This window comes from Mycetocola sp. 2940 (assembly GCF_040548835.1).
GTDB lineage: Bacteria > Actinomycetota > Actinomycetes > Actinomycetales > Microbacteriaceae > Mycetocola_A.
The window spans coordinates 156,597-175,894 of sequence record NZ_JBEPSK010000001.1 but is presented as its reverse complement, the minus strand read 5'-3'; the positions used below and the strand labels follow the sequence as shown (position 1 = coordinate 175,894).

The 19,298-nt window shown below is 67.2% G+C and carries 18 protein-coding genes and 1 tRNA gene; 15 read left to right on the top strand and 4 right to left on the bottom strand.

Features of this window, described 5'->3' with window-relative positions; all coding sequences use genetic code 11:
* Nucleotides 1–2 precede the first annotated feature (2 nt).
* Nucleotides 3–1,235 carry a D-alanyl-D-alanine carboxypeptidase family protein gene (locus ABIE24_RS00845; protein WP_354495861.1) on the top strand — a complete coding sequence of 411 codons (1,233 nt, stop codon included), beginning with the start codon at nucleotides 3–5 and terminating at the stop codon, nucleotides 1,233–1,235.
* Between the two features lie 12 nt (nucleotides 1,236–1,247).
* Here the strand turns inward: ABIE24_RS00845 and ABIE24_RS00840 are convergent, their stop codons facing one another.
* The gene (locus ABIE24_RS00840) at nucleotides 1,248–1,667 is read right to left on the bottom strand and encodes an SRPBCC family protein (RefSeq protein WP_354495859.1); all 420 of its coding nucleotides are present in this window, start codon (nucleotides 1,665–1,667) and stop codon (nucleotides 1,248–1,250) included.
* A gap of 83 nt (nucleotides 1,668–1,750) precedes the next feature.
* Here ABIE24_RS00840 and ABIE24_RS00835 point away from each other — a divergent pair, with 83 nt between their 5' ends.
* A complete protein-coding gene (locus ABIE24_RS00835; RefSeq protein WP_354495857.1) occupies nucleotides 1,751–2,584 on the top strand; it encodes a helix-turn-helix domain-containing protein in 834 nt (277 codons plus the stop codon).
* Nucleotides 2,585–2,617: 33 nt separating this feature from the next.
* On the opposite strand, the gene ABIE24_RS00830 is transcribed toward ABIE24_RS00835, so the two are convergent.
* Nucleotides 2,618–3,373 carry an SGNH/GDSL hydrolase family protein gene (locus ABIE24_RS00830; protein WP_354496420.1) on the bottom strand — a complete coding sequence of 252 codons (756 nt, stop codon included), beginning with the start codon at nucleotides 3,371–3,373 and terminating at the stop codon, nucleotides 2,618–2,620.
* A gap of 232 nt (nucleotides 3,374–3,605) precedes the next feature.
* Between ABIE24_RS00830 and ABIE24_RS00825 the strand changes: the two genes are divergently transcribed.
* Nucleotides 3,606–5,414, top strand: a complete 1,809-nt coding sequence (locus ABIE24_RS00825; RefSeq protein WP_354496418.1) for a DEAD/DEAH box helicase — start codon at nucleotides 3,606–3,608, stop codon at nucleotides 5,412–5,414.
* Nucleotides 5,415–5,608: 194 nt separating this feature from the next.
* Nucleotides 5,609–6,091 carry a cupin domain-containing protein gene (locus ABIE24_RS00820; RefSeq protein ID WP_354495855.1) on the top strand — a complete coding sequence of 161 codons (483 nt, stop codon included), beginning with the start codon at nucleotides 5,609–5,611 and terminating at the stop codon, nucleotides 6,089–6,091.
* Nucleotides 6,092–6,156: 65 nt separating this feature from the next.
* Here the strand turns inward: ABIE24_RS00820 and ABIE24_RS00815 are convergent.
* Nucleotides 6,157–6,240, bottom strand: a tRNA-Leu gene (locus ABIE24_RS00815).
* Nucleotides 6,241–6,345: 105 nt separating this feature from the next.
* On the opposite strand from ABIE24_RS00815, the gene ABIE24_RS00810 reads away from it, so the two are divergent.
* The 3 genes from ABIE24_RS00810 (at nucleotide 6,346) to mshC (ending at nucleotide 9,941) form a co-directional block, all read left to right on the top strand.
* The gene (locus tag ABIE24_RS00810; RefSeq protein WP_354495854.1) at nucleotides 6,346–7,674 is read left to right on the top strand and encodes a M20/M25/M40 family metallo-hydrolase; all 1,329 of its coding nucleotides are present in this window, start codon (nucleotides 6,346–6,348) and stop codon (nucleotides 7,672–7,674) included.
* A 28-nt stretch (nucleotides 7,675–7,702) separates the two neighbouring features.
* The gene (locus tag ABIE24_RS00805) at nucleotides 7,703–8,560 is read left to right on the top strand and encodes an undecaprenyl-diphosphate phosphatase (RefSeq protein ID WP_354495852.1); all 858 of its coding nucleotides are present in this window, start codon (nucleotides 7,703–7,705) and stop codon (nucleotides 8,558–8,560) included.
* Between the two features lie 133 nt (nucleotides 8,561–8,693).
* Nucleotides 8,694–9,941 carry a cysteine--1-D-myo-inosityl 2-amino-2-deoxy-alpha-D-glucopyranoside ligase gene (gene mshC, locus ABIE24_RS00800; protein WP_354495850.1) on the top strand — a complete coding sequence of 416 codons (1,248 nt, stop codon included), beginning with the start codon at nucleotides 8,694–8,696 and terminating at the stop codon, nucleotides 9,939–9,941.
* 11 nt (nucleotides 9,942–9,952) lie between these two features.
* On the opposite strand, the gene ABIE24_RS00795 is transcribed toward mshC, so the two are convergent.
* Nucleotides 9,953–10,912: a proteasome assembly chaperone family protein gene (locus ABIE24_RS00795; protein WP_354495848.1), complete on the bottom strand. Its 960-nt coding sequence runs from the start codon at nucleotides 10,910–10,912 to the stop codon at nucleotides 9,953–9,955.
* 38 nt (nucleotides 10,913–10,950) lie between these two features.
* Between ABIE24_RS00795 and ABIE24_RS00790 the strand changes: the two genes are divergently transcribed.
* The 8 genes from ABIE24_RS00790 to ABIE24_RS00755 all read left to right on the top strand — a co-directional run bounded on the left by ABIE24_RS00790 (nucleotide 10,951) and on the right by ABIE24_RS00755 (nucleotide 19,271).
* A complete protein-coding gene (locus tag ABIE24_RS00790) occupies nucleotides 10,951–11,631 on the top strand; it encodes an HAD family hydrolase (protein ID WP_354495847.1) in 681 nt (226 codons plus the stop codon).
* Nucleotides 11,628–12,701, top strand: coding sequence for a tRNA (adenine-N1)-methyltransferase (locus ABIE24_RS00785; protein WP_354495845.1), 1,074 nt, complete (start codon nucleotides 11,628–11,630; stop codon nucleotides 12,699–12,701). Before ABIE24_RS00790 ends, ABIE24_RS00785 begins: the two co-directional genes overlap by 4 nt.
* Nucleotides 12,702–12,753: 52 nt before the next feature.
* On the top strand, nucleotides 12,754–13,653 hold the full coding sequence (locus tag ABIE24_RS00780) for an FKBP-type peptidyl-prolyl cis-trans isomerase (RefSeq protein ID WP_354495843.1): 900 nt from the start codon (nucleotides 12,754–12,756) through the stop codon (nucleotides 13,651–13,653).
* Nucleotides 13,654–13,695: 42 nt separating this feature from the next.
* The gene (locus ABIE24_RS00775; protein ID WP_354495842.1) at nucleotides 13,696–14,724 is read left to right on the top strand and encodes a helix-turn-helix transcriptional regulator; all 1,029 of its coding nucleotides are present in this window, start codon (nucleotides 13,696–13,698) and stop codon (nucleotides 14,722–14,724) included.
* Nucleotides 14,717–15,700, top strand: a complete 984-nt coding sequence (locus ABIE24_RS00770; protein ID WP_354495840.1) for a helix-turn-helix transcriptional regulator — start codon at nucleotides 14,717–14,719, stop codon at nucleotides 15,698–15,700. The genes ABIE24_RS00775 and ABIE24_RS00770 overlap by 8 nt, the downstream gene beginning before the upstream one ends.
* A 72-nt stretch (nucleotides 15,701–15,772) precedes the next feature.
* The gene (tatA, locus tag ABIE24_RS00765) at nucleotides 15,773–16,054 is read left to right on the top strand and encodes a twin-arginine translocase TatA/TatE family subunit (protein WP_354495839.1); all 282 of its coding nucleotides are present in this window, start codon (nucleotides 15,773–15,775) and stop codon (nucleotides 16,052–16,054) included.
* Nucleotides 16,055–16,101: 47 nt separating this feature from the next.
* Nucleotides 16,102–16,851: a twin-arginine translocase subunit TatC gene (tatC, locus tag ABIE24_RS00760; RefSeq protein WP_354496416.1), complete on the top strand. Its 750-nt coding sequence runs from the start codon at nucleotides 16,102–16,104 to the stop codon at nucleotides 16,849–16,851.
* Nucleotides 16,848–19,271, top strand: a complete 2,424-nt coding sequence (locus ABIE24_RS00755; protein ID WP_354495838.1) for a DEAD/DEAH box helicase — start codon at nucleotides 16,848–16,850, stop codon at nucleotides 19,269–19,271. The genes tatC and ABIE24_RS00755 overlap by 4 nt, the downstream gene beginning before the upstream one ends.
* Nucleotides 19,272–19,298 lie beyond the last annotated feature (27 nt).

Here is a 19,298-nt window from a genome sequence, read left to right as displayed (position 1 = left end):
CGGTGACAGACTTCCGCCATCCCTCACACGAGCGGATGTACCGGCGCAGGCGAGTGACGGTCTTCAGCCTCCTCGCCGTGGTGCTTCTCCTCATCGGCTACGTGTCCCTTGCCACACTCCGTCCCATCCCCGCCAACGCGGCCGACCTGGAGCCCGCGGCGGAGATCAGCCAGCCGGCGACACCGCTGGTGTGGCCCGACTACGGCGTCGGCGCGATCGGCGCCGTGGGCATCGACGGAATCCTCGGCAGCCTCGGCACGCAGGAATCCACTCCGATGGCGAGCATCACCAAGACCGTGACCGCCCTTGTCGTACTCGACAGGATGCCGCTGGCGGCGGGGGAGGACGGCCCTGAGCTGACCCTCACCCAGGCAGACGCCCGCATTTACGCCCAGACGATCGCCGAAGGAGGCTCAGCGTCGCCGGTCGTGCCCGGTTCGGTCTTCACCGAACGCCAGCTGCTCCAGGCGATGATGCTGCCGTCGGCGAACAACTACAGCATCACGCTCGCGAACTGGGCGTTCGGGTCGATGCCGGCGTTCCTGTCTGCGGCGAGCGACTGGCTGGCGGCGCACGACCTCGCCGGTACCCGCCTCGCGGACTCCAGCGGGCTCAGCAGCAAGAGCACGTCCACCGCCGCCGACCTCGTGGCCATCGGCGAACTGGCCCTCGCCCACCCCGTGCTGTCGGAGATCGTCCGGGAGGAATCCGCCGAACTCCCGGTGATCGGCACGGTGCAGAACACCAACAAGCTGCTCGGCAGCCACGGAGTGATCGGGCTCAAGACCGGAACCACCGATGCCGCCGGAGCCTGCCTGCTCTTCGCAGCCGAGGCGACCGTGGGGAGCGAATCGCTCACCTTCGTCGGGGTCATCCTCGGCGCCCCCAACCATCGCCAGCTCAACCAGGCGGTCGCCTCCCTGATCGACAGCGCGACAGCCGGGTTCACCGAGGTGCAGCTCGTCGAAGCCGGCGACATGTATGGCAGCTACACCGCACCGTGGGGCGCCAGTTCCGACATCGTCGCGTCTGAATCGGCGAGTGTGCTGGTCTGGCAGGATGCGCCGGTGACGGTGGCTGCGACGGCATCCGACCTCGAATTCGGTGAGGACGGCAGCGAAGTCGGTTCCGTCACCTTCGAACACGACGGCGAGACCATCGTCGTGCCTCTCGTCCTCGAGGAGGAACTCGACGGAGCAGACCTCGGCTGGAAACTGGCCAACGCGTTCGGCTGACCGGGACCGGGCTCAGCGCGATTCGATGAGGGATTTCAACCGGGCGAGCTGCACCCCGTCCTCTTTCGCGATCGCCGAGCGGATCACCTTTCCCAGCAGTTTCATCGGTCCGCGGGTGTCGACGTCGGCGACGAGGGACACGGTCGTGGCATCACCCGCTGGTTCGAGCGAGTAGGTGTAGTCGGCGAGCACTCCCGGCGCCGAACTCGACATGGTGATGCGGCGGCCGGGTTCCAGTGCCGTCACGGTGGACGAGCGGTCTTTGCCGCGGGCCGAGAAGGTGAGCTCGGTACCGACGCCGATGTCGCCGGCGGCGCGCATGTCGCTCACTCCCGGCATCCACTCGGATGCCGTCGACCAGTCGGTGAGGGTCGCCCAGACCTCGGATGGTGACGCCAGTATGGTCTTCGTGTCAGAAAACGCTTGAGGCATGATGCCTCCTTTCCTCGGATGGAGACTACGAGAGCCGGCGCCTGCCCGGATTGGATATTCTTTACCCGCACGAGGGAAACCCGATGGACTATCTGCAGAGCGAACCGAGCGCCGCACTCGCCGGAGTGGTGCGCTCCCTCTGGCTCGTGCGCGGGCCGGCGCAGCATCGGCTCGAACGCATCTTCCCGATGCCGTTCGTGCACCTGATCGTCAACCTGTCGGGACCGTACCGCGCCACCGACCCGCTGACGGGGAGAACGGCCGGGCCGCTGACGGGCGTGTTCTGCAGCGGCCTGCAGTCGCATTTCACGCTGAGCGAGAACCCGAGCCGGTTGTTCAACCTCGGCGCCGTTCTCGACCCGGATGCCGTGGGCCGGCTCGGTCTGGAACCCTCGGCCATCACGGGTCGGGTCGTGACCGTCGACCTGCCTGCGCTGGCGACGTTTCGCGAGGCAGCCCTGGCGCCGGATCTCGATACGGCCGCGGGCGGCCTTCTCGATCGGCAGAAGATGCTCGACGCCCTCGACGCCGCCCTGGTGCTGTCGCTGCGCGACGAGGCGCCTGATCCCGTCGTCCGACACGCCGTCGCCGCGCTCAACGAGCAGCCGTCGCGCTCCGTCGCGTCGCTCGCGTCCGAGTGCGGCCTGTCGCACAAGAGCCTCATCGACCGTTTCCGCCGGGCGACCGGCGTCACCCCCAAGTCTTACGCGACCGTCGTGCGGTTCCACCGGCTGATCGACGAACTGCCGCTCGGCGAGGACGTGCCGTGGGCAGACCTGGCCGCGGCGACCGGGTACTACGACCAGTCCCACGTCATCCGGACGTTCAAGGCGTTCACCGGTTTCACCCCGCAGGACTACTACAGGATCGCCCGCATGCACGGCCGTGAGTCGGCGCGGTTCGTCCCCGTGGGCTGACGGTTCCCATTCTCGAGCGCCGAACGCCCGCCCTCACTCCTCTGAGCGGGTGTACCGTTCGGCGATCGGCCGTTTGGCGGTGACGAAGTCCCCTGACGACTGGTGGCGGATGCGACGGATCACCCAGGGAACGAGGTACTCCCGGGCCCAGGCAAGGTCGGACGTCCGCGCCTGGCGCCACGTCGACAACGGCATCGGTTCGGGCTTGAGCGGTTGGAGGTCGTTCTCGACCGCGAGCGCGTCAAGCACCATCCGGGCGACGGTGTGGTACCCGAGGGCGTTGAGGTGCAGTCGGTCCGGTGACCACATGCGGGTGTCCTGCACGTCGGTCAGCGACCACAGGTCGGCCACGATGCAGTCGTACTTCGCGGCGACCGCACGGAGGTTCTCGTTGTAAATGGCCACCTTGCCCCGAATCCCACGGAAGACGGGCGAGAAGCCCACGTCCACGGCGGTGAACATGACGACCGTGGCGTTGTCCCGCCGCAACCGGCGGACCCCCTCCTCCATCCGAGCAGCCGTCAGGTCGGGATCGGATCCCGGGCGGATCATGTCGTTCCCGCCAGCGGAGATCGAGATCAGGTCGGGGTGCAGGTCGAGTGCCGGCTCGACCTGTTCGGCGACGATCTGCGCGATGAGTTTGCCGCGGACGGCGAGGTTCGCGTAGGCGAAGTCCTCGACCCCCTGTGCGAGGACCTCAGCGACCCGGTCCGCCCATCCCCGGTGGCCGCCGGGCAGGCTGGGCTCCGGGTCACCGATTCCCTCGGTGAACGAGTCGCCGACGGCCACATAGCGCGACCACGGGTGCGGTCGCGGCCTGAACCTGTCGCCGACGCCTTCGAGGTACGTGAAGTTCTGTCCTTTGTCGTCCCTGGTGTCGTTCACGCGTTCTCCCTCCCATCCGGGTGATGCTACCCCCGGCCGCCACGCCAGGGCACCCCCCTCGGTTCGCCCGTCGGAGGCAAAAAGGGTAGGTTACCGTCAAGTGAGCACAGAGATTTCTTCGGGGGAGACGGCGACCATGGATGCCGCAACAGGACTCCGAATCGGAACCTCCGCCGCCGAGCATCTCTCGCCCGCATTCCCCGAACGAGCCGCCTGGGGCACCGTCTCAAAGTTGCGCGCGTGGCAGGAAGAGGCGATCACCACCTACTTCGCCACCGAGCCGAAGGACTTCCTGGCCGCGGCGACACCGGGCGCGGGGAAGACCACGTTCGCCCTCCGGCTCGCCGCCGAACTGCTCGCCCGCCGGACCGTCGACCGCATCACCGTCGTCGCACCGACCGAGCACCTCAAACGGCAGTGGGCGGATGCCGCACACCGCGCAGGCATCCGGCTGGACCCCACCTTTACGAACGCCGCCGGGCGGTACGGGAGGCACTACCACGGGGTCGTCGTCACTTACGCGCAGGTCGCCGTCCGGGCTGCGTTGCACCGGGACATCACCGCGTCGTCGAAGACCCTCGTCATCCTCGACGAGGTGCACCACGGCGGGGACGCCCTGAGCTGGGGCGACGCCATCCGTGAGGCCTTCGACCCGGCCACCCGGCGCCTGTCGCTGACCGGGACGCCGTTCCGCTCCGACACCGCCCCGATCCCGTTCGTGACCTACCTGCCCGATGCGCAGGGCATCCGCACCTCGCTGACCGATTACAACTACGGCTACGGGCGTGCCCTCGCCGACGGCGTCGTGCGCCCCGTGATGTTCATGGTCTACGCCGGTCACATGCGCTGGCGCACCAACGCCGGCGATGAAATGGAAGCCCGGCTCGGCGAGGGCAACACCAAGGACATCACCTCGCAGGCCTGGCGCACGGCGCTGGACCCGGCGGGGGAGTGGATTCCCCAGGTGCTGCAGGCGGCCGACCGGAGGCTCAGCGAGGTGCGCCACGGCATCCCGGATGCCGGCGGGCTCGTCATCGCGACCGACCAGACCTCCGCGCGCGCCTACGCAGCCATCCTCACCAACATCACCGGCGAAAGCCCCACCGTTGTGCTCTCCGATGAGAAGGAGTCCAGCGACCGGATCGACGAGTTCTCGAGCGGCACCAGCCGCTGGATGGTCGCCGTCCGGATGGTCTCCGAGGGCGTCGACGTACCCCGCCTCGCCGTCGGCGTGTACGCGACGAGCGCGTCGACACCGCTGTTCTTCGCCCAGGCGATCGGCCGGTTCGTGCGGGCCCGGCGCCGCGGCGAGACGGCATCCGTTTTTCTCCCCGACGTTCCGAACCTGATGAACCTCGCCACCCAGCTCGAACTGGAGCGCGACCACGCGCTCGACCGCAAGAGCGACGGCAGCGGCGAAGGCGACCTGTGGAACCCCGAGGACGCGATGGTCGCCGAGGCGAACCGTGAGTCGAAGGGGTCGGATGCCCTCGGCGACGACGTCAAATACGAGGCGATGTCATCGTCGGCCACCTTCGACCGGGTCGTCTACGACGGCGACGAATTCGGCCAGTGGGCCGAACCGGGCACCGAAGAGGAACTGGACTTCATCGGGCTGCCCGGGCTGCTCGAACCCGAGCAGGTGCACGAACTGCTGACCCAGCGCCAGGCGCGCCAGGCGAAGCGCTCGTCGACGAAAGCCCAGCAGGCCCCCGCCGAGCCGTCGACGGATGTTCCGCCGCCGCTGTATCGCACGCTCAAGGAACAACGGAGCCTGCTCAACAGCCTCGTCGGGCTGTACGCCAAAACCGTCGGCCAGCCGCACGGTCTCGTGCACGCGGAGCTGCGGCGGATGTGCGGCGGGCCTGCCGTACAACAGGCGAGCGTCACCCAGTTGCAATCCCGGATCGAATGGCTGCGGAAGAAGATGAGCGGCCGGCGCTGACCCGCTGCCTCGGCCCGGTTGACAGTGTGAACCGGGCGGACCACAATGTGCGTGAAATCGCCGCGCCGCCCCGCCCCAGGGCTGGACCGACCCGGGAGATGCCCACCTCGGGACGCCCGAACACCCCGGCTGCTCTCAGCCAGGACGGACGACCCCGTCGTCCTTCGCTCAATTCATAAGCGCAGGTAAAACACATGAAGAGAACACAGAAGTTCGCCGTGGCGGCGGGACTGGCCGCCCTCCTCTGCACCGTCGGTCTCGCGTCAGGGGCCGTGGCCACCCCCGAGTCGCCCGGTCTCACCCGGACACCTCCGGTGACGGGAACGCTCGACGGAACGAGCAGTGGGCCACACAAGGTTTCGCAGGACAAAGTCGAGCTGAAGACGAAGACCGAAACATCAGTCACAACCTTCGAACTCACCTACCCGCCTGGGAGCTTCTCCGGCTGGCACGCCCACCCCGGGATCGTCATCGTCGTGGTGAAATCCGGGACAGTCATTCGCCAGACCGGCTGTGGTGAGGGGGAAGAATTCACCGTCAATGAGGCGTTCACGGAGGTCGGGCCCCACTACGTCAGCAACGAGGGAGATGTGGATGCTGTGTTGTCGATCACACGCATCTACCCGAAGTCGGCGACAGCCGGGCGCATCGACCTGCCAGCGCCGGTGTGCCCCTGAACGCCGGTTAACAGCGAAGAGCCGGACCATTTCTGGTCCGGCTCTTCTACTGTCTCAACACAGTGTGCGCGAAGGGGGACTTGAACCCCCACGCCCGTAAGGGCACTAGCACCTCAAGCTAGCGCGTCTGCCATTTCCGCCACCCGCGCATGTGTTCGGCACCGCAGTATTACCGGCGCCGAGGTAAAACTTTAGCACGGTTTTCGGTCGGTGTTTGCACGTGGGACAAACCACTCGGACGGTAGCGTGGGGGCATGCTTTCCGCCGCCTCCAGCCCGTCCGAAACTCCCGCCGAACTCGATGAGACGGTGAGCGTGGCCCGCGACCTCATCCGCATCGACACCACCAATTACGGTGAAGGACGCTCCAAGGGCGAGACGGCGGCGGCCGAGTACGTCGCGAACTACCTCCGCGAACTCGGACTGGAACCGGAGCTGTTCGACTCGGAACCCGGACGCACCAGCGTGATCGCCCGGGTCGCCGGGCGGGACAGCTCGCTCGGGGCCCTCGTCGTGCACGGCCACCTCGACGTCGTCCCCGCCGACCCCGCGAACTGGAGCGTCGACCCGTTCGCAGGGGAGATCAAGGACGGGATGCTCTGGGGCCGCGGCGCCGTCGACATGAAGAACATGAATGCGATGATCCTCACCGCCGTCGCCGAGTTGCTGCGGGCGGGGGAGCGGCCCGCACGCGACCTCATCCTCGCGTTCTTCGCCGACGAGGAGAACGGCGGCGTGTACGGTTCGCACTACCTCGTCGACACCCGCCCCGAACTGTTCGCCGGGGCGACCGAAGCGATCAGCGAAGTCGGCGGGTATTCGATCTCGATCGACGGCAAACGGGCCTACCTCGTGCAGACCGGTGAGAAGACGCTCCTCTGGGTCAAGCTCATCGCCCGCGGCCCTGCCGCGCACGGCTCCCGCGTCGTCCCGGAGAATGCCATCACCCGGCTCGCCGAGGCCGTGGCCGCCGTCGGCAGGCAGGACTGGCCGATCCGGCTCACCGCGACCACCACGGCGCTGCTGGGGGAGGTGGCGCGCATCCTCGGCGTCGAACCGCAAGCGCTCGGACCGGACGAACTCGCCCTCGCGACCGGTACGGCATCCGGGTTCATCCAGGCGTCGCTCCGCACGACCACCAACCCGACGGTGCTGACCGCCGGGTACAAACACAACGTCGTGCCTGACACGGCGGAGGCGCTCGTCGACATCCGCACGCTTCCGGGTGAAGAGGATGCCGTCCTCGCCGCCGTGCAGGAACTCGTCGGGCCCGACGTCGAAATCGAGGTGATGCACCGCGACGTCGGCCTCGAGAACGAGTTCTCCGGACCGCTCATCGACGCCATCCGCGGGACCCTCGCCGCCCACGACCCGGGCGCGGACGTCCTGCCGTACCTGCTGCCGGCAGGAACCGACAACAAGGCGCTGTCGAAGCTCGGCATCACCGGCTACGGTTTCGCGCCCCTGCGGCTGCCTGAGGACCTCGACTTCCCGGCGATGTTCCACGGCGTCGACGAACGGGTCCCGCTCGACGCATTAGTCTTTGGCAGGCGGGTTCTAACGGATCTCCTCCGCAGCTACTAACCCTTCAACGGCAGGACATTCTTCACCCGTGGACTTTCTCAACGCGATCATCCTTGGCCTTGTACAGGGCCTGACCGAATTCCTCCCGGTATCGTCGAGCGCCCATCTGCGCATCGTCGGGGAGTTCCTCGGCACCGGCGAAGACCCGGGCGCGCGGTTCACCGCCATCACCCAGATCGGCACCGAACTCGCCGTCATCATCCTGTTCTGGGGTGACATCACCCGCATCATCGGCGCCTGGTGCAAGGCACTGGTCGGCAAGATTCCGCGCAACGACCCTGATGCGCGAATGGGCTGGCTGATCATCCTCGGCTCACTGCCGATCGTCGTGCTCGGTCTGCTCTTCCAGGACCAGATCGAGACGACGCTCCGGTCGCTGTGGTTCACCGCGTCGATGCTCATCGGTTTCGGCATCCTCCTCGGCGTTGCCGACTGGATCGGCCGCAAGAACCTCAAACTCGAGAACCTTGGCTACCGTGACGGAATCATCTTCGGCTTCGCCCAGGCGCTCGCCCTGATCCCCGGTGTCTCCCGTTCAGGCGGCACCATCACCGCCGGCTTGTTCCTCGGCTACGACCGCGCTTCAGCCGCGCGCTACGCGTTCCTCCTCGCCATTCCCGCGGTGGTCGGCAGCGGGTTCTTCCAGATTTTCAAGTCCATCGCCGACCCGTGCCTGCCCGGCGCCACCGACTGCAAACCGGAGATCTACGGCCCGCTCGAGACCCTCGTCGCGACCGCCGTCGCGTTCGTCGTGGCCCTTGTCGTGATCAAGTTCTTCATGAGCTACATCTCGAAGCGCAGCTTCATGCCGTTCGTGGCCTACCGGATCGCACTCGGCCTCGTGCTGTTCGCCCTGCTCGGTACCGGAGTGCTCGACGCCGTGTAACCCGCGAGACACCAGAAAGGGCTCGCTGATCGGCCGTCTCGGCCGCCCAGCGAGCTCTTTTCGGTATCTCACCGTCGGGTGTCTGACCAGCGGCGCGTCTTTCGGCCCCCGCCGACCGGATTAGGCTGGGACGGTGAAGGCATGGAACAGACCTGAGATCCCGACCCTTCCCGGCCTTTCCTCGGCGCCGTGCCTCTATGACACGGCGACGCGTGGGCTTGTGGAGGCGCACACCGGCGACACCGCACGGATCTACGTCTGTGGCATCACCCCGTACGACGCCACCCACATGGGCCATGCTGCGACGTACCTCGCCTACGACACCCTGCAGCGGGTGTGGCTCGACGCCGGTCTCGAAGTGCACTTCGCCCAGAACGTCACCGACATCGACGACCCGCTCCTGGAACGGGCTGCCGCCACCGGGGTGGACTGGCAGGACCTCGCCGCGAGCCAGGTGGACCTGTTCCGCCGCGACATGGAAGCGCTGAGCATCCTCCCGCCCGAGGACTACGTCGCCGTGACCGAAGTACTCGACGAGATCGCCGACGCCGTGCGCCGCCTCGTCGCCGCCGGGGTGGCGTACGAAGTGCCGACGCCCGACAGCTCCGCGGGATCCGACATCTACTTCGACTGCGCCCTCGCCGCCGACGACGACCTCTGGGCCCTCGGGAACATCAGCAACCTGGATTCCGCGGTCATGGAGGAGCTCTTCCGGGAACGCGGGGGAGACCCCGACCGCGACGGAAAACGCGATGTCCTCGACCCGTTGCTCTGGCGTGCGGCCCGTGACGGTGAGCCGTCCTGGGCAAGCGCCGTCGGCGCCGGCCGGCCGGGCTGGCACATCGAATGCTCCGTGATCGCCCTGATGGAACTCGGCCGTGACTTCACCGTGCAGGGCGGCGGCTCAGATCTCGTGTTCCCGCACCATGAAATGAGCGCAGGCCACGCTGCCGCGTTGAGCGGGCATCCGCTCGCGAAGGTGTACAGCCACACCGGGATGGTCGCCTACCAGGGCGAGAAGATGTCGAAGTCGCTCGGCAACCTGGTCCTCGTGTCGAAGCTGCTGGCAGCGGGCGTCGACGCGCGCGCGATCCGGCTGACTCTGCTCGCGCACCACTACCGCTCGGACTGGGAGTGGACAGACAGCGCCCTCGAGACCGCCCAGGACCGGCTCGCCACCTGGTGTTCCCGCCTCTCCGGAGACACCGGAACGGGCGACCTGCCCGCGCTGGAGGTCCTGGCTACCGTGCGCGAGTCGCTCCGTGTCGACCTGAACACGCCGAAGGCCCTTGCCCAGATCGACTCCGCCGTGGCTCTCGGCGTCGACGACCCGGCTCTGTTGCGGCGCGCGATTTCGGCGCTGCTCGGGGTCGCCCTCTAACGAGGACGGCTTCAGCGGGGAGTCGGGGGCTCGTTGCGCCCGTCGCCCTTGCCGTCCGCCGACCGCCGCAGGTAACGTTCGAACTCTTTCGCGATCGCTTCACCGCTGGCCTCCGGCGATTCGACGGTGTCTCGCGCCTGCTCGAGCTGGCGGATGTACGCCGCCATGTCTTCGTCCTCGCTCGCGAGCGCGTCGATGCCCTGCTCCCACTCGGCGGCCTCCTCGACCAGGTCGCCGCGGGGAATCACGACGTCGACGATCTCCTCGAGCTTGTCGATGAGGGCGAGCACCGCCTTCGGCGACGGTGCGTTGTGGACGTAGTGAGGCACGGATGCCCAGATCGCGAGGGTCGGGATGCCGGCGTCCTCAGCTGCCTCGGCCACGACGCTGAGGATACCCACCGGCCCTTCGTACACGCTCCGTTCGACCTGCAACTCCGCCCGCACCTCGGGGTTCTCGCTCGACGTGAAGATCGAGATGGGTCTGGTGTGGGGTACATCGGCCAGCATCGCTCCGAGGAAGACGACGGCGGAGATGTCTGCCGCGAGGGCGGCGTCGACGATCTCGGCCGTGAACGCCTTCCAGCTGCGGGAGGGCTCCACACCGACCAGGAGGTAGATGTTGCCGCCGTTGTCACCGGAGACGTTCAGGTTCGCGTCGTCCGCGAGAGGTTCAACCGGAACCAGCGGGGCTGACGGACCGTACAGGGTTGTCGTCGGCCAACTGAGGCGACGTCTGGCGTCGTCGTCGATGCCGATCACGGGGCGGTTGAACTGGTAGTCGTAGTACAATTCGGGGTCCAGTTCGAGCAGCGGCGCCACGTCGAGCTGTTCCTGGAGCACCCGGACGGCGCCCGTCGCCGCTTCGCCGGCGTCGTTCCAGCCTTCGAACGCGACAACAAGTAGTCGACCCTTGAGCAAGAGTTCCCCATTCCGTGGATGCGCCCGCGAGATGTCACGGGCATCTTCCAAGAATAGGCGCAGTCCGTTCCCGGGTAGCATTGAAACCCGTGACTACACAGCTTCCCGCCGCCGTCCTCTGGGACATGGACGGCACACTCGTCGATACCGAACCGTACTGGATCACCGCGGAGACGGATCTGGTCGAATCCTTCGGCCACACCTGGACCTACGAGGACGCCATGACGCTCGTCGGTTCCGGGTTGTGGGAGTCCGCTCGGATCCTCCAGTCCCACGGTGTCGACCTGCCTGAAGACGACATCGTGCAGCACCTCACCGGCCGAGTGCGGGACCGGCTCGCGAAGGACGGGGTCCCCTTCCGACCCGGCGCCAGGGAACTGCTCAAGGAGCTTCGAGACCGCGGTGTGAAGACCGCGCTCGTGACCATGTCGATCCGGGCGATGGCGGAGCAGGTGCTCTCGCACCTCGACTTTCCGGCGTTCGACGTCCTCGTTCCCGGCGACGAGGTCGAGTACCCGAAACCCCACCCCGAGCCGTACCTGCGCGCCGCGTCGCTTCTCGGGGTCTCGATCCTCGACTGCGTGGCCATCGAGGACTCCCGCGCCGGCCTGGCATCCGCCGTCGCCTCCGGCGCCGTCTCGATCGCCGTGCCGCACGCGGTGACGATCCCCGACGGCCCCCACACCATCTGGCCCACCCTGGCCGGCAGAACAATCACAGACGTGACGGCACTCTTCGCCGCTTCACGCAGCGAAGGAATCCCACGATGACCGCAGAACCCAGCGCCGAGCGTCCCCTCGACGAACGCCCGCAGAACGCCGGGCCGTTCCGGGTCGGCGACCGTGTGCAACTCACCGGCCCGAAGGGCAAGCGCAACACGATCACGCTCGAGCACGGCAAGGAATTCCACACCCACCGCGGGATCGTCGGCCACGACAGCATCATCGGCCTCCCCGACGGCTCCGTCATCACCACGAGCGACGGCATCGAGTACCTGGCCCTCCGCCCGCTGCTGGTCGACTTCGTCATGTCGATGCCGCGCGGCGCCGCCATCATCTACCCGAAGGATGCCGCCCAGATCGTCGGCCAGGCCGACATCTTTCCCGGCGCAACGGTCGTCGAGGCCGGTGTCGGATCCGGTGCCCTGTCGCTCTGGCTGCTCCGCGCGATCGGCCCGACCGGCCGGCTCGAATCGTTCGAGCGTCGCGACGAGTTCGCTGATGTGGCCCGCGGGAACGTCGCCACCTTCTTCGGCTACGACCCCGACAACTGGCGCGTCTCGGTGGGGGATCTCTCGGATTCCCTCCCGAACACGGTCGAACCGGCATCCGTCGACCGCGTCGTCCTCGACATGCTCGCCCCGTGGGAGAACATCGACGCGTGCGCGACCGCGATGAAACCGGGCGGCGTGCTCCTCTGTTACGTCGCCACGGTGACCCAGCTCTCGCGCGTGGCCGAGGCCATCCGCGGCACCGGCCAGTTCACCAACCCGGAGTCGAACGAGACGATCGTCCGCGGCTGGCACGTCGAAGGCCTCGCCGTGCGGCCCGATCACCGCATGATCGGCCACACCGGCTTCCTGATCACCGCCAGGCGGCTGGCCGACGGCGCCATCCTGCCCGAGCTCAAGCGTCGGCCGAGTAAGTCCGACTTCAGCGACGACGATGTGGAACTGTGGACCCCAGGCGCCCTCGGCGAACGGAACGTCAGCGCCAAGATCCTTCGCAAGCGCGTCCGCACCGCCAACAATTCCGCGCAGCTCAGCCGCTCGCGGTCGTTCGGCGAGCCCGCGGGCGACGCCGACAGCCCCCCGGAACCCGACGAAACCCCCAGCCACTAAAATGGCCACGCGACCCACTCGCATCCGCCCTCCAGCATCGAAGAGAGATCACGTGCGCAAGGCACCAGCACTGCTCCTGTCCGCCGGCCTGTTGATGGCCACCCTCACCGGCTGCGCCGCGCCGTCTGCGGCGGATTCCTGCGAGCCGTCGGCGCCGAACGGCGCCGCGTCGAAACTGATCGACGTGTCCGGCTCGTTCGGTGAGACACCGACGGTCAGCATGCGGACGCCGCTGAAGGCAAAGCAGGCGGAACGCACCGTCGTCATCGAGGGCGACGATGAGGACCACGTCTTCACCGGCGACCAGAGCGTCAGGATGAGCCTCGGCCTCTACGACGGCGCGACCGGTCAGCCGATCGAGCAGAGCGCGTACGCCGAGCCCGAAGTCTATTTTCCGGCGCAGCTCCACCCGGGCATCGTGTCGGCCCTGACCTGCGCCACCCCCGGAACTCGGATCGCCATGACGGTTCCTGAAGGCGACCAGACCGCGGTCATCGTCGCCGACGTCTTCGACGTCTTCCTCGCGAAGGCGGACGGCGCCGACCGGCCCGTGCTCGAACCCGGGTTCCCGTCGGTGGTCACCGCGGAAGACGGCACCCCGGGTCTGACCATCCCCAGCTCCGACCCGCCGAGCGAACTCAAGGTCGCTGTGCTCAAGGAGGGTGACGGCGAGGTGATCGCCGAGGACACCGAAATGGTCGTCCACTACACCGGTGCGCTCTGGACTGAAAAGACGATCTTCGACTCGTCCTGGCAGACCGGTTCACCGGCGGTCTTCACCTCCGATGGGATCATCCCCGGCCTGGGCACGGCGCTCGTGGGCAAGAAGGTCGGATCGCAGGTCCTCGCCGTGATTCCGCCTGAGCTCGGCTACGGCGACCAGGCCAACGCGGCCATCCCGGCGGACTCGACACTCGTGTTCGTCGTCGACATCCTCGGCGCACTGCCCTGACCCAACAGGCCGGGCACCGCCCGCCGCAAGGAGTGTGATGTCATGCCGGAACCCACCGAAGCCGCGGGGTCGCGCGTCGCCGTCGAAGAACGACTCTTCAGCCTCGTGCTCGCCCTGCTCGCCACCGAACAGGGCCTGACCAAGTCCGAGATCCTCTCGACGGTGCAGGGATACCGGCAGCGGTTCTCCAGCGCGGGCAGCAATGCCAACCTGGAGCGCCAGTTCGAGCGCGACAAGGACGACATCCGCGAGCTTGGCATCCCCCTGGAGACCGTCGAAGCGCCGGGAGACCCGGGGAACAACCAGCTCACCCGGTACCGCATCCCGAAGGGTCAGTACGACCTGCCCAAGGAACTCACCTTCTCGCCGGCCGAGATCGCCATGCTCTCCCTCGCTGCGTCGGTCTGGCGGCAGGGTTCCCTGTCAGCGGAGTCCCGCCGGGCCATCCTCAAACTCCGTTCACTCGGCATCGAATCCGACGAACCGGTCATCGGCTACGCACCCCGCGTCCGGATCCGGGAGAGCTCGTTCGAGCCGCTCCGGCAGGCACTCGAACGCCACAGCGTCGTCACCTTTCCGTACCTGAAACCGGGGGAGTCGACGGCGAAGACCCGCACGGTCGCCCCGCTCGCCCTGGTGCAGCACCACGGCCGGTGGCACCTCTCCGCCCATGACCTCGATGTCGGAGACGGGCGGACATTCCTGCTCTCCCGGATCGTCGGACCGGTGCAGCAGGTTCACCGCACGTGGACGCCGCCCGAAGGCGGCGGACACGCTGAACGCTCACTGGCCGCCCTCGACGCCCTGTGGGAGTCGCAGCGCGCCGTGATCCGGGTGGAGCCGAGGACGGATGCCGCCACGCGGCTGTCGAAGCGGGCATCCGCCGTCGACGACGGAACCCTCGAACTGCACTACACCGACGTGGACGTGCTCGCCGACGAACTCGCCGCGTATGGCCCCGAGGTCCTCGTCGAATCGCCTCAGCGTCTCGTCGACGCCGTCGTCGCCCGCCATGTCAAAACGGTCAGGACCCACCGCGGCGGATCCGGAACAGGGGGCAACCGTGGCTAAACCCGCACTGCACGCACGAGACAAACTCGCCTTTCTTCTGGCCCTGGTGCCCTATCTCATGGACCACGGCCACGTCAGCGTGGCGGATGCCGCCCGGCACTTCGGCGTGGACGAGGAGCAGATCCGCGAGTCGGTGCGCCTCATCGCCGTTTCCGGCGTGCCGGGGGAGACGAGCTCCTACCAGCACGAGGACCTGTTCGACATCGACTGGGACCTGTTCGAGGAGAAGGACGAAATCGTCATCACCCACCTCGTGGCCATCGACGACTCTCCCCGGTTCTCGGCCCGCGAGGCTGCCGCCCTTCTCGCGGGATTGCAGTACCTGTCATCGCTGCCCGAGCAGGCCGACCGGGACGTCCTCGGGACCCTGATGTCGAAGCTCGCCCTCGGTTCGAGCGGCCGACCGTCCGAGGTCGCCGTCGGTTCCAGCCAGGTCGACGCCACCCTGGCGCTCATCCGCGACTCCGTCGCTGCCGGGCACCAGATCGAATTCGACTACCTCAACTCGCGGGGCGAAGCCGAGAAACGTCGGGTGGACCCCCTGCGCATCCAGTCACTCGACCAGGACTGGTACCTGCGCGGCTGGGACCATCTCCGACAGGCGGTGAGGACCTTCCGGCTCGACCGCATGAGCAACCTCGACGCGACCGATGAGCCGATCAGTCACCACGCTCACGACGTCGCCCTGTCGGAGAGCCTGTTCGAAAGCTCGGACACCGACCTCGCCGTCGTCGTCGAGCTCCCCGACGATGCCATCGGCATGATCGCCGACTACCTCACCACGGATGCCCCGGTCCCGGGCAGGAACGGCCGGTCACGGGTGACACTCCACGTGGCACACGACCACGGGCTCAAACGGCTCATCGCCGGTCTCTCCGGCGTCGTCACGGTGATCGGTCCGGACACGGCTCGGGCCCGCGTGGCCGACTGGGCCCAGGCAGCTCTCGACCGCTACGCTGAGCGGACGAACCGGTAACGCCCACTCAGGCAGATTCCGGGTTCAGCGCGGTAAACTTGCGCGGACACAGACAGGATCAAAGGACACATCATGGGAATCTTCGGCAACGCGTTCAGCGGGTGGCACCTGCTCGTCATTGTGTTCCTCGTGCTTCTTCTGTTCGGTGCTCCCAAGCTCCCCGCCCTGGCAAAGAGCGTCGGCCAGTCGATGAAGATCTTCAAGAGCGAGATCAAGACCGACAAGGACACCACCGACCTCAACGCCGCTGACACCACGGTTCCGCCGGTGTCGCCCACGGCAACGCAGGCTCCCGCGGATCCGACCATCGTGAACCCCGGTACGGGCGCTCCCGGATCCCAGACGAAACCGTAGGGTTCATGGCCGCCCGCATCAAACGGGGCAGGAACGCTGACGGCCGGATGTCGCTCGGTGAGCACCTGGTCGAGCTTCGCAAGCGCCTCTTCATCAGTGCCATCGGTATCGTCGTAGCGATGATCGGCGGCTTTGTCATCTCCGACTTCGCCATCACAGCCATGGCGACCCCGATCACGGAGATCGCCGTCGACCGCGGCCAGGCGCTGCTGAACTTCGACAATGTCACCGGCGCATTCGACCTCCGGATGAAGGTCGCCTTCACGATCGGGATCGTCGTCTCCAGCCCGATCTGGCTCTACCAGATCTGGGCTTTCCTCGTGCCCGGGCTCACGCGCAAGGAGATCGGGTACGCCCTGGGTTTTCTGCTGAGCGCTGTTCCGCTGTTCCTCGCCGGGTGCGCCGCCGGCTGGTTCGTCATGCCGCACATCGTCGAGCTGATGGTCGGTTTCACCCCGGCGGACGCCTCCAACTTCTTCAATGCGGGAATCTACTTCGACTTCGTGCTCAAACTCGTCCTCGCCGTGGGCATCGCCTTCGTCGTTCCTGTGTTCCTGGTGCTCCTCAACTTCGTCGGTGTCCTGAGCGCGGCGACCATCATCAAGTCCTGGCGGGTGGCGATCCTCGTGATCGCGCTGTTCTGCGCCATCGCGACCCCGGCCGCCGACGTCGTCTCGATGTTCATCCTGGCCATCCCGATGATCCTGCTGTACTTCGCCGCCTATGGAGTCGCTTTCCTGCATGACCGTCGCGCCGCCAGACGGCAGCTCGCCTTCGAGGCAGAATTGGCCCTGTGACCGTCAACCTTTCCCCAGCCGAGCGCTACGCGGCCGCCCAACGAAAAACCCCGCTTCTCGATGCCTTCCGGGCGCGGCAGCGATTCGACCTCGACCCGTTCCAGATCGAAGCCTGCGCGAGCGTCGAAGCAGGCAACAGTGTGCTCGTCGCTGCCCCGACCGGTGCGGGCAAAACGATCATCGCGGAGTTCGCCATCTATGCGGCAATGCAGCGTACCCGGTCGAAGGTCTTCTACACGGCGCCGATGAAAGCGCTGAGTAACCAGAAGTTCAACGAACTCGTCGCCGAATACGGCGCCGGATCCGTCGGCCTGCTCACCGGAGACACCAACATCAATGCCCGGGCGCGCATTGTGGTGATGACCACCGAGGTCCTCCGGAACATGCTCTACGCCGACTCCGACCTGCTCACCGACCTGGCCTACGTGGTCATGGACGAGGTGCATTACCTGGCGGACCGGTTCCGCGGTGCGGTATGGGAAGAGGTGATCATCCACCTCCCGCAGGACGTGAGGATGGTGTCGCTGAGCGCGACCGTGTCGAACGCCGAAGAGTTCGGGGACTGGCTTCAGGCCGTCCGCGGCCACACGGAGGTCATCGTCTCGGAGGAGCGACCGGTGCCCCTCGACCAGCACGTGCTCATGCGCGGTAAACTGATCGACCTGTTCGCGGCGCCGAGCCTCGCCGAGACATCCTCCGTCAACCCCGAACTGGTGCGGATGGCGCAGTTCGGCGGCCGGTCGCTGAACACGAAACAGTACAACGACGTCAGCCGGTACAACGCCAAACGCGGCCAGCGCACCGGGCAGCGCGTCGACCGTGGCCAGGTCGTCGAGCTGCTCGATGAACACCACCTGCTCCCGGCGATTTTCTTCATCTTCAGCCGGGTGGGCTGTGACCAGGCCGTCACCCAGGTGCTGCGCTCAGGCATCCGTCTCACCGATGCGCATGAACGCGACGAGATCCGCGAGATCGTGGAGGAGCGCTGCTCTGCGCTGCAGGACGAGGACCTCGGCGTGCTCGGCTACTGGGAGTGGCTCGACGGGCTCGAGCGGGGCATCGCAGCCCACCACGCCGGCATGCTGCCTGCGTTCAAGGAGGTGGTGGAGGAACTGTTCCGCCGCAAGCTGGTGAAGGCTGTGTTCGCGACCGAGACGCTTGCCCTCGGCATCAACATGCCGGCGCGCACGGTCGTGCTCGAGAAACTCGAGAAATTCAACGGCGAAGCGCGTGTACCCATCACGCCGGGGGAGTACACCCAGCTGACCGGCCGCGCCGGCCGCCGCGGAATCGACGTGGAAGGGCACGCGGTCATCGCCTGGCAGGAAGGCCTGCACCCACAGTCGGTGGCATCGCTGGCCTCCCGGCGCAGCTACCCGCTCAACTCGAGTTTCAAGCCCACCTACAACATGGCCGTGAACCTCATCGACCAGTTCGGCCGGGAACGCACGCGCGAAATCCTCGAGTCGTCGTTCGCCCAGTTCCAGGCCGACCGTGCGGTGGTCGGGATGGCCCGCAAGGTGCGGGAGCAGGAGGGCTCGCTGTCGAAGTACCGCGAAGCCATGGCCTGCCACCTCGGCGACTTCACCGAGTATGCGGGAATCCGCCGGGAGCTCACCGACCTCGAACGCAAGAACACCTCGCCAGAACACCAGTCACGGTCGCAGAACGATCGCCGCCAGCGCCAGCTCGTCGCGCTGCGCAAGCGCATGCGGGCGCATCCCTGCCATGGCTGCGCCGAGAGGGAGCAGCACGCGAGGTGGGCTGAGCGCTGGTTCACCCTGAAACGGCAGACCGACCAGCTCAGCAGGCAGATCTCGACCCGGACGGGCGCCGTCGCCAAGATCTTCGACCGGGTGACCGACGTTCTGCTCGAATACGAGTACCTTCTTCCCGCCGAAGGAGGAGAGGTCGAACTGAGCGCAGCCGGCCGCACCCTCAAGCGCATCTACGGCGAACGGGACCTCCTCGTGGCCGAAGCCCTGCGGCGGGGCGTGTGGAACGACCTCGACCCGGCGAGCCTCGCGGCCATGGCCTGCTGCATCGTCTTCGAACCGCGTCGTGACGAGGGAATGATGGCGGACCGGTTCCTGCCGCGGGGAGCATTCCGGGTGGCGCTCGACAAGACACAGGACCTCTGGGCGCGGCTCGACGACACCGAACAGGAGAACCGCCTCCCGGGCAGCGAACCGCTCGCCACCGGCCTGTGTGTTGCCATGCACAAGTGGGCGCGCGGCTCGGGCCTCGACGTCGTGCTGACCGAGGCCGACATGGCGGCTGGGGACTTCGTCCGCTGGACGAAACAGACCATCGACCTGCTCGACCAGCTCTCGGTCGTCGCCGACGGCGGCGTCGGGCGCAACGCGCGCAAAGCACTCGAAGCGATCCGACGGGGAATCGTGGCCTACAGCGCCGTGTGATCCGAGCCCGGTTGGGCACCATAGGCT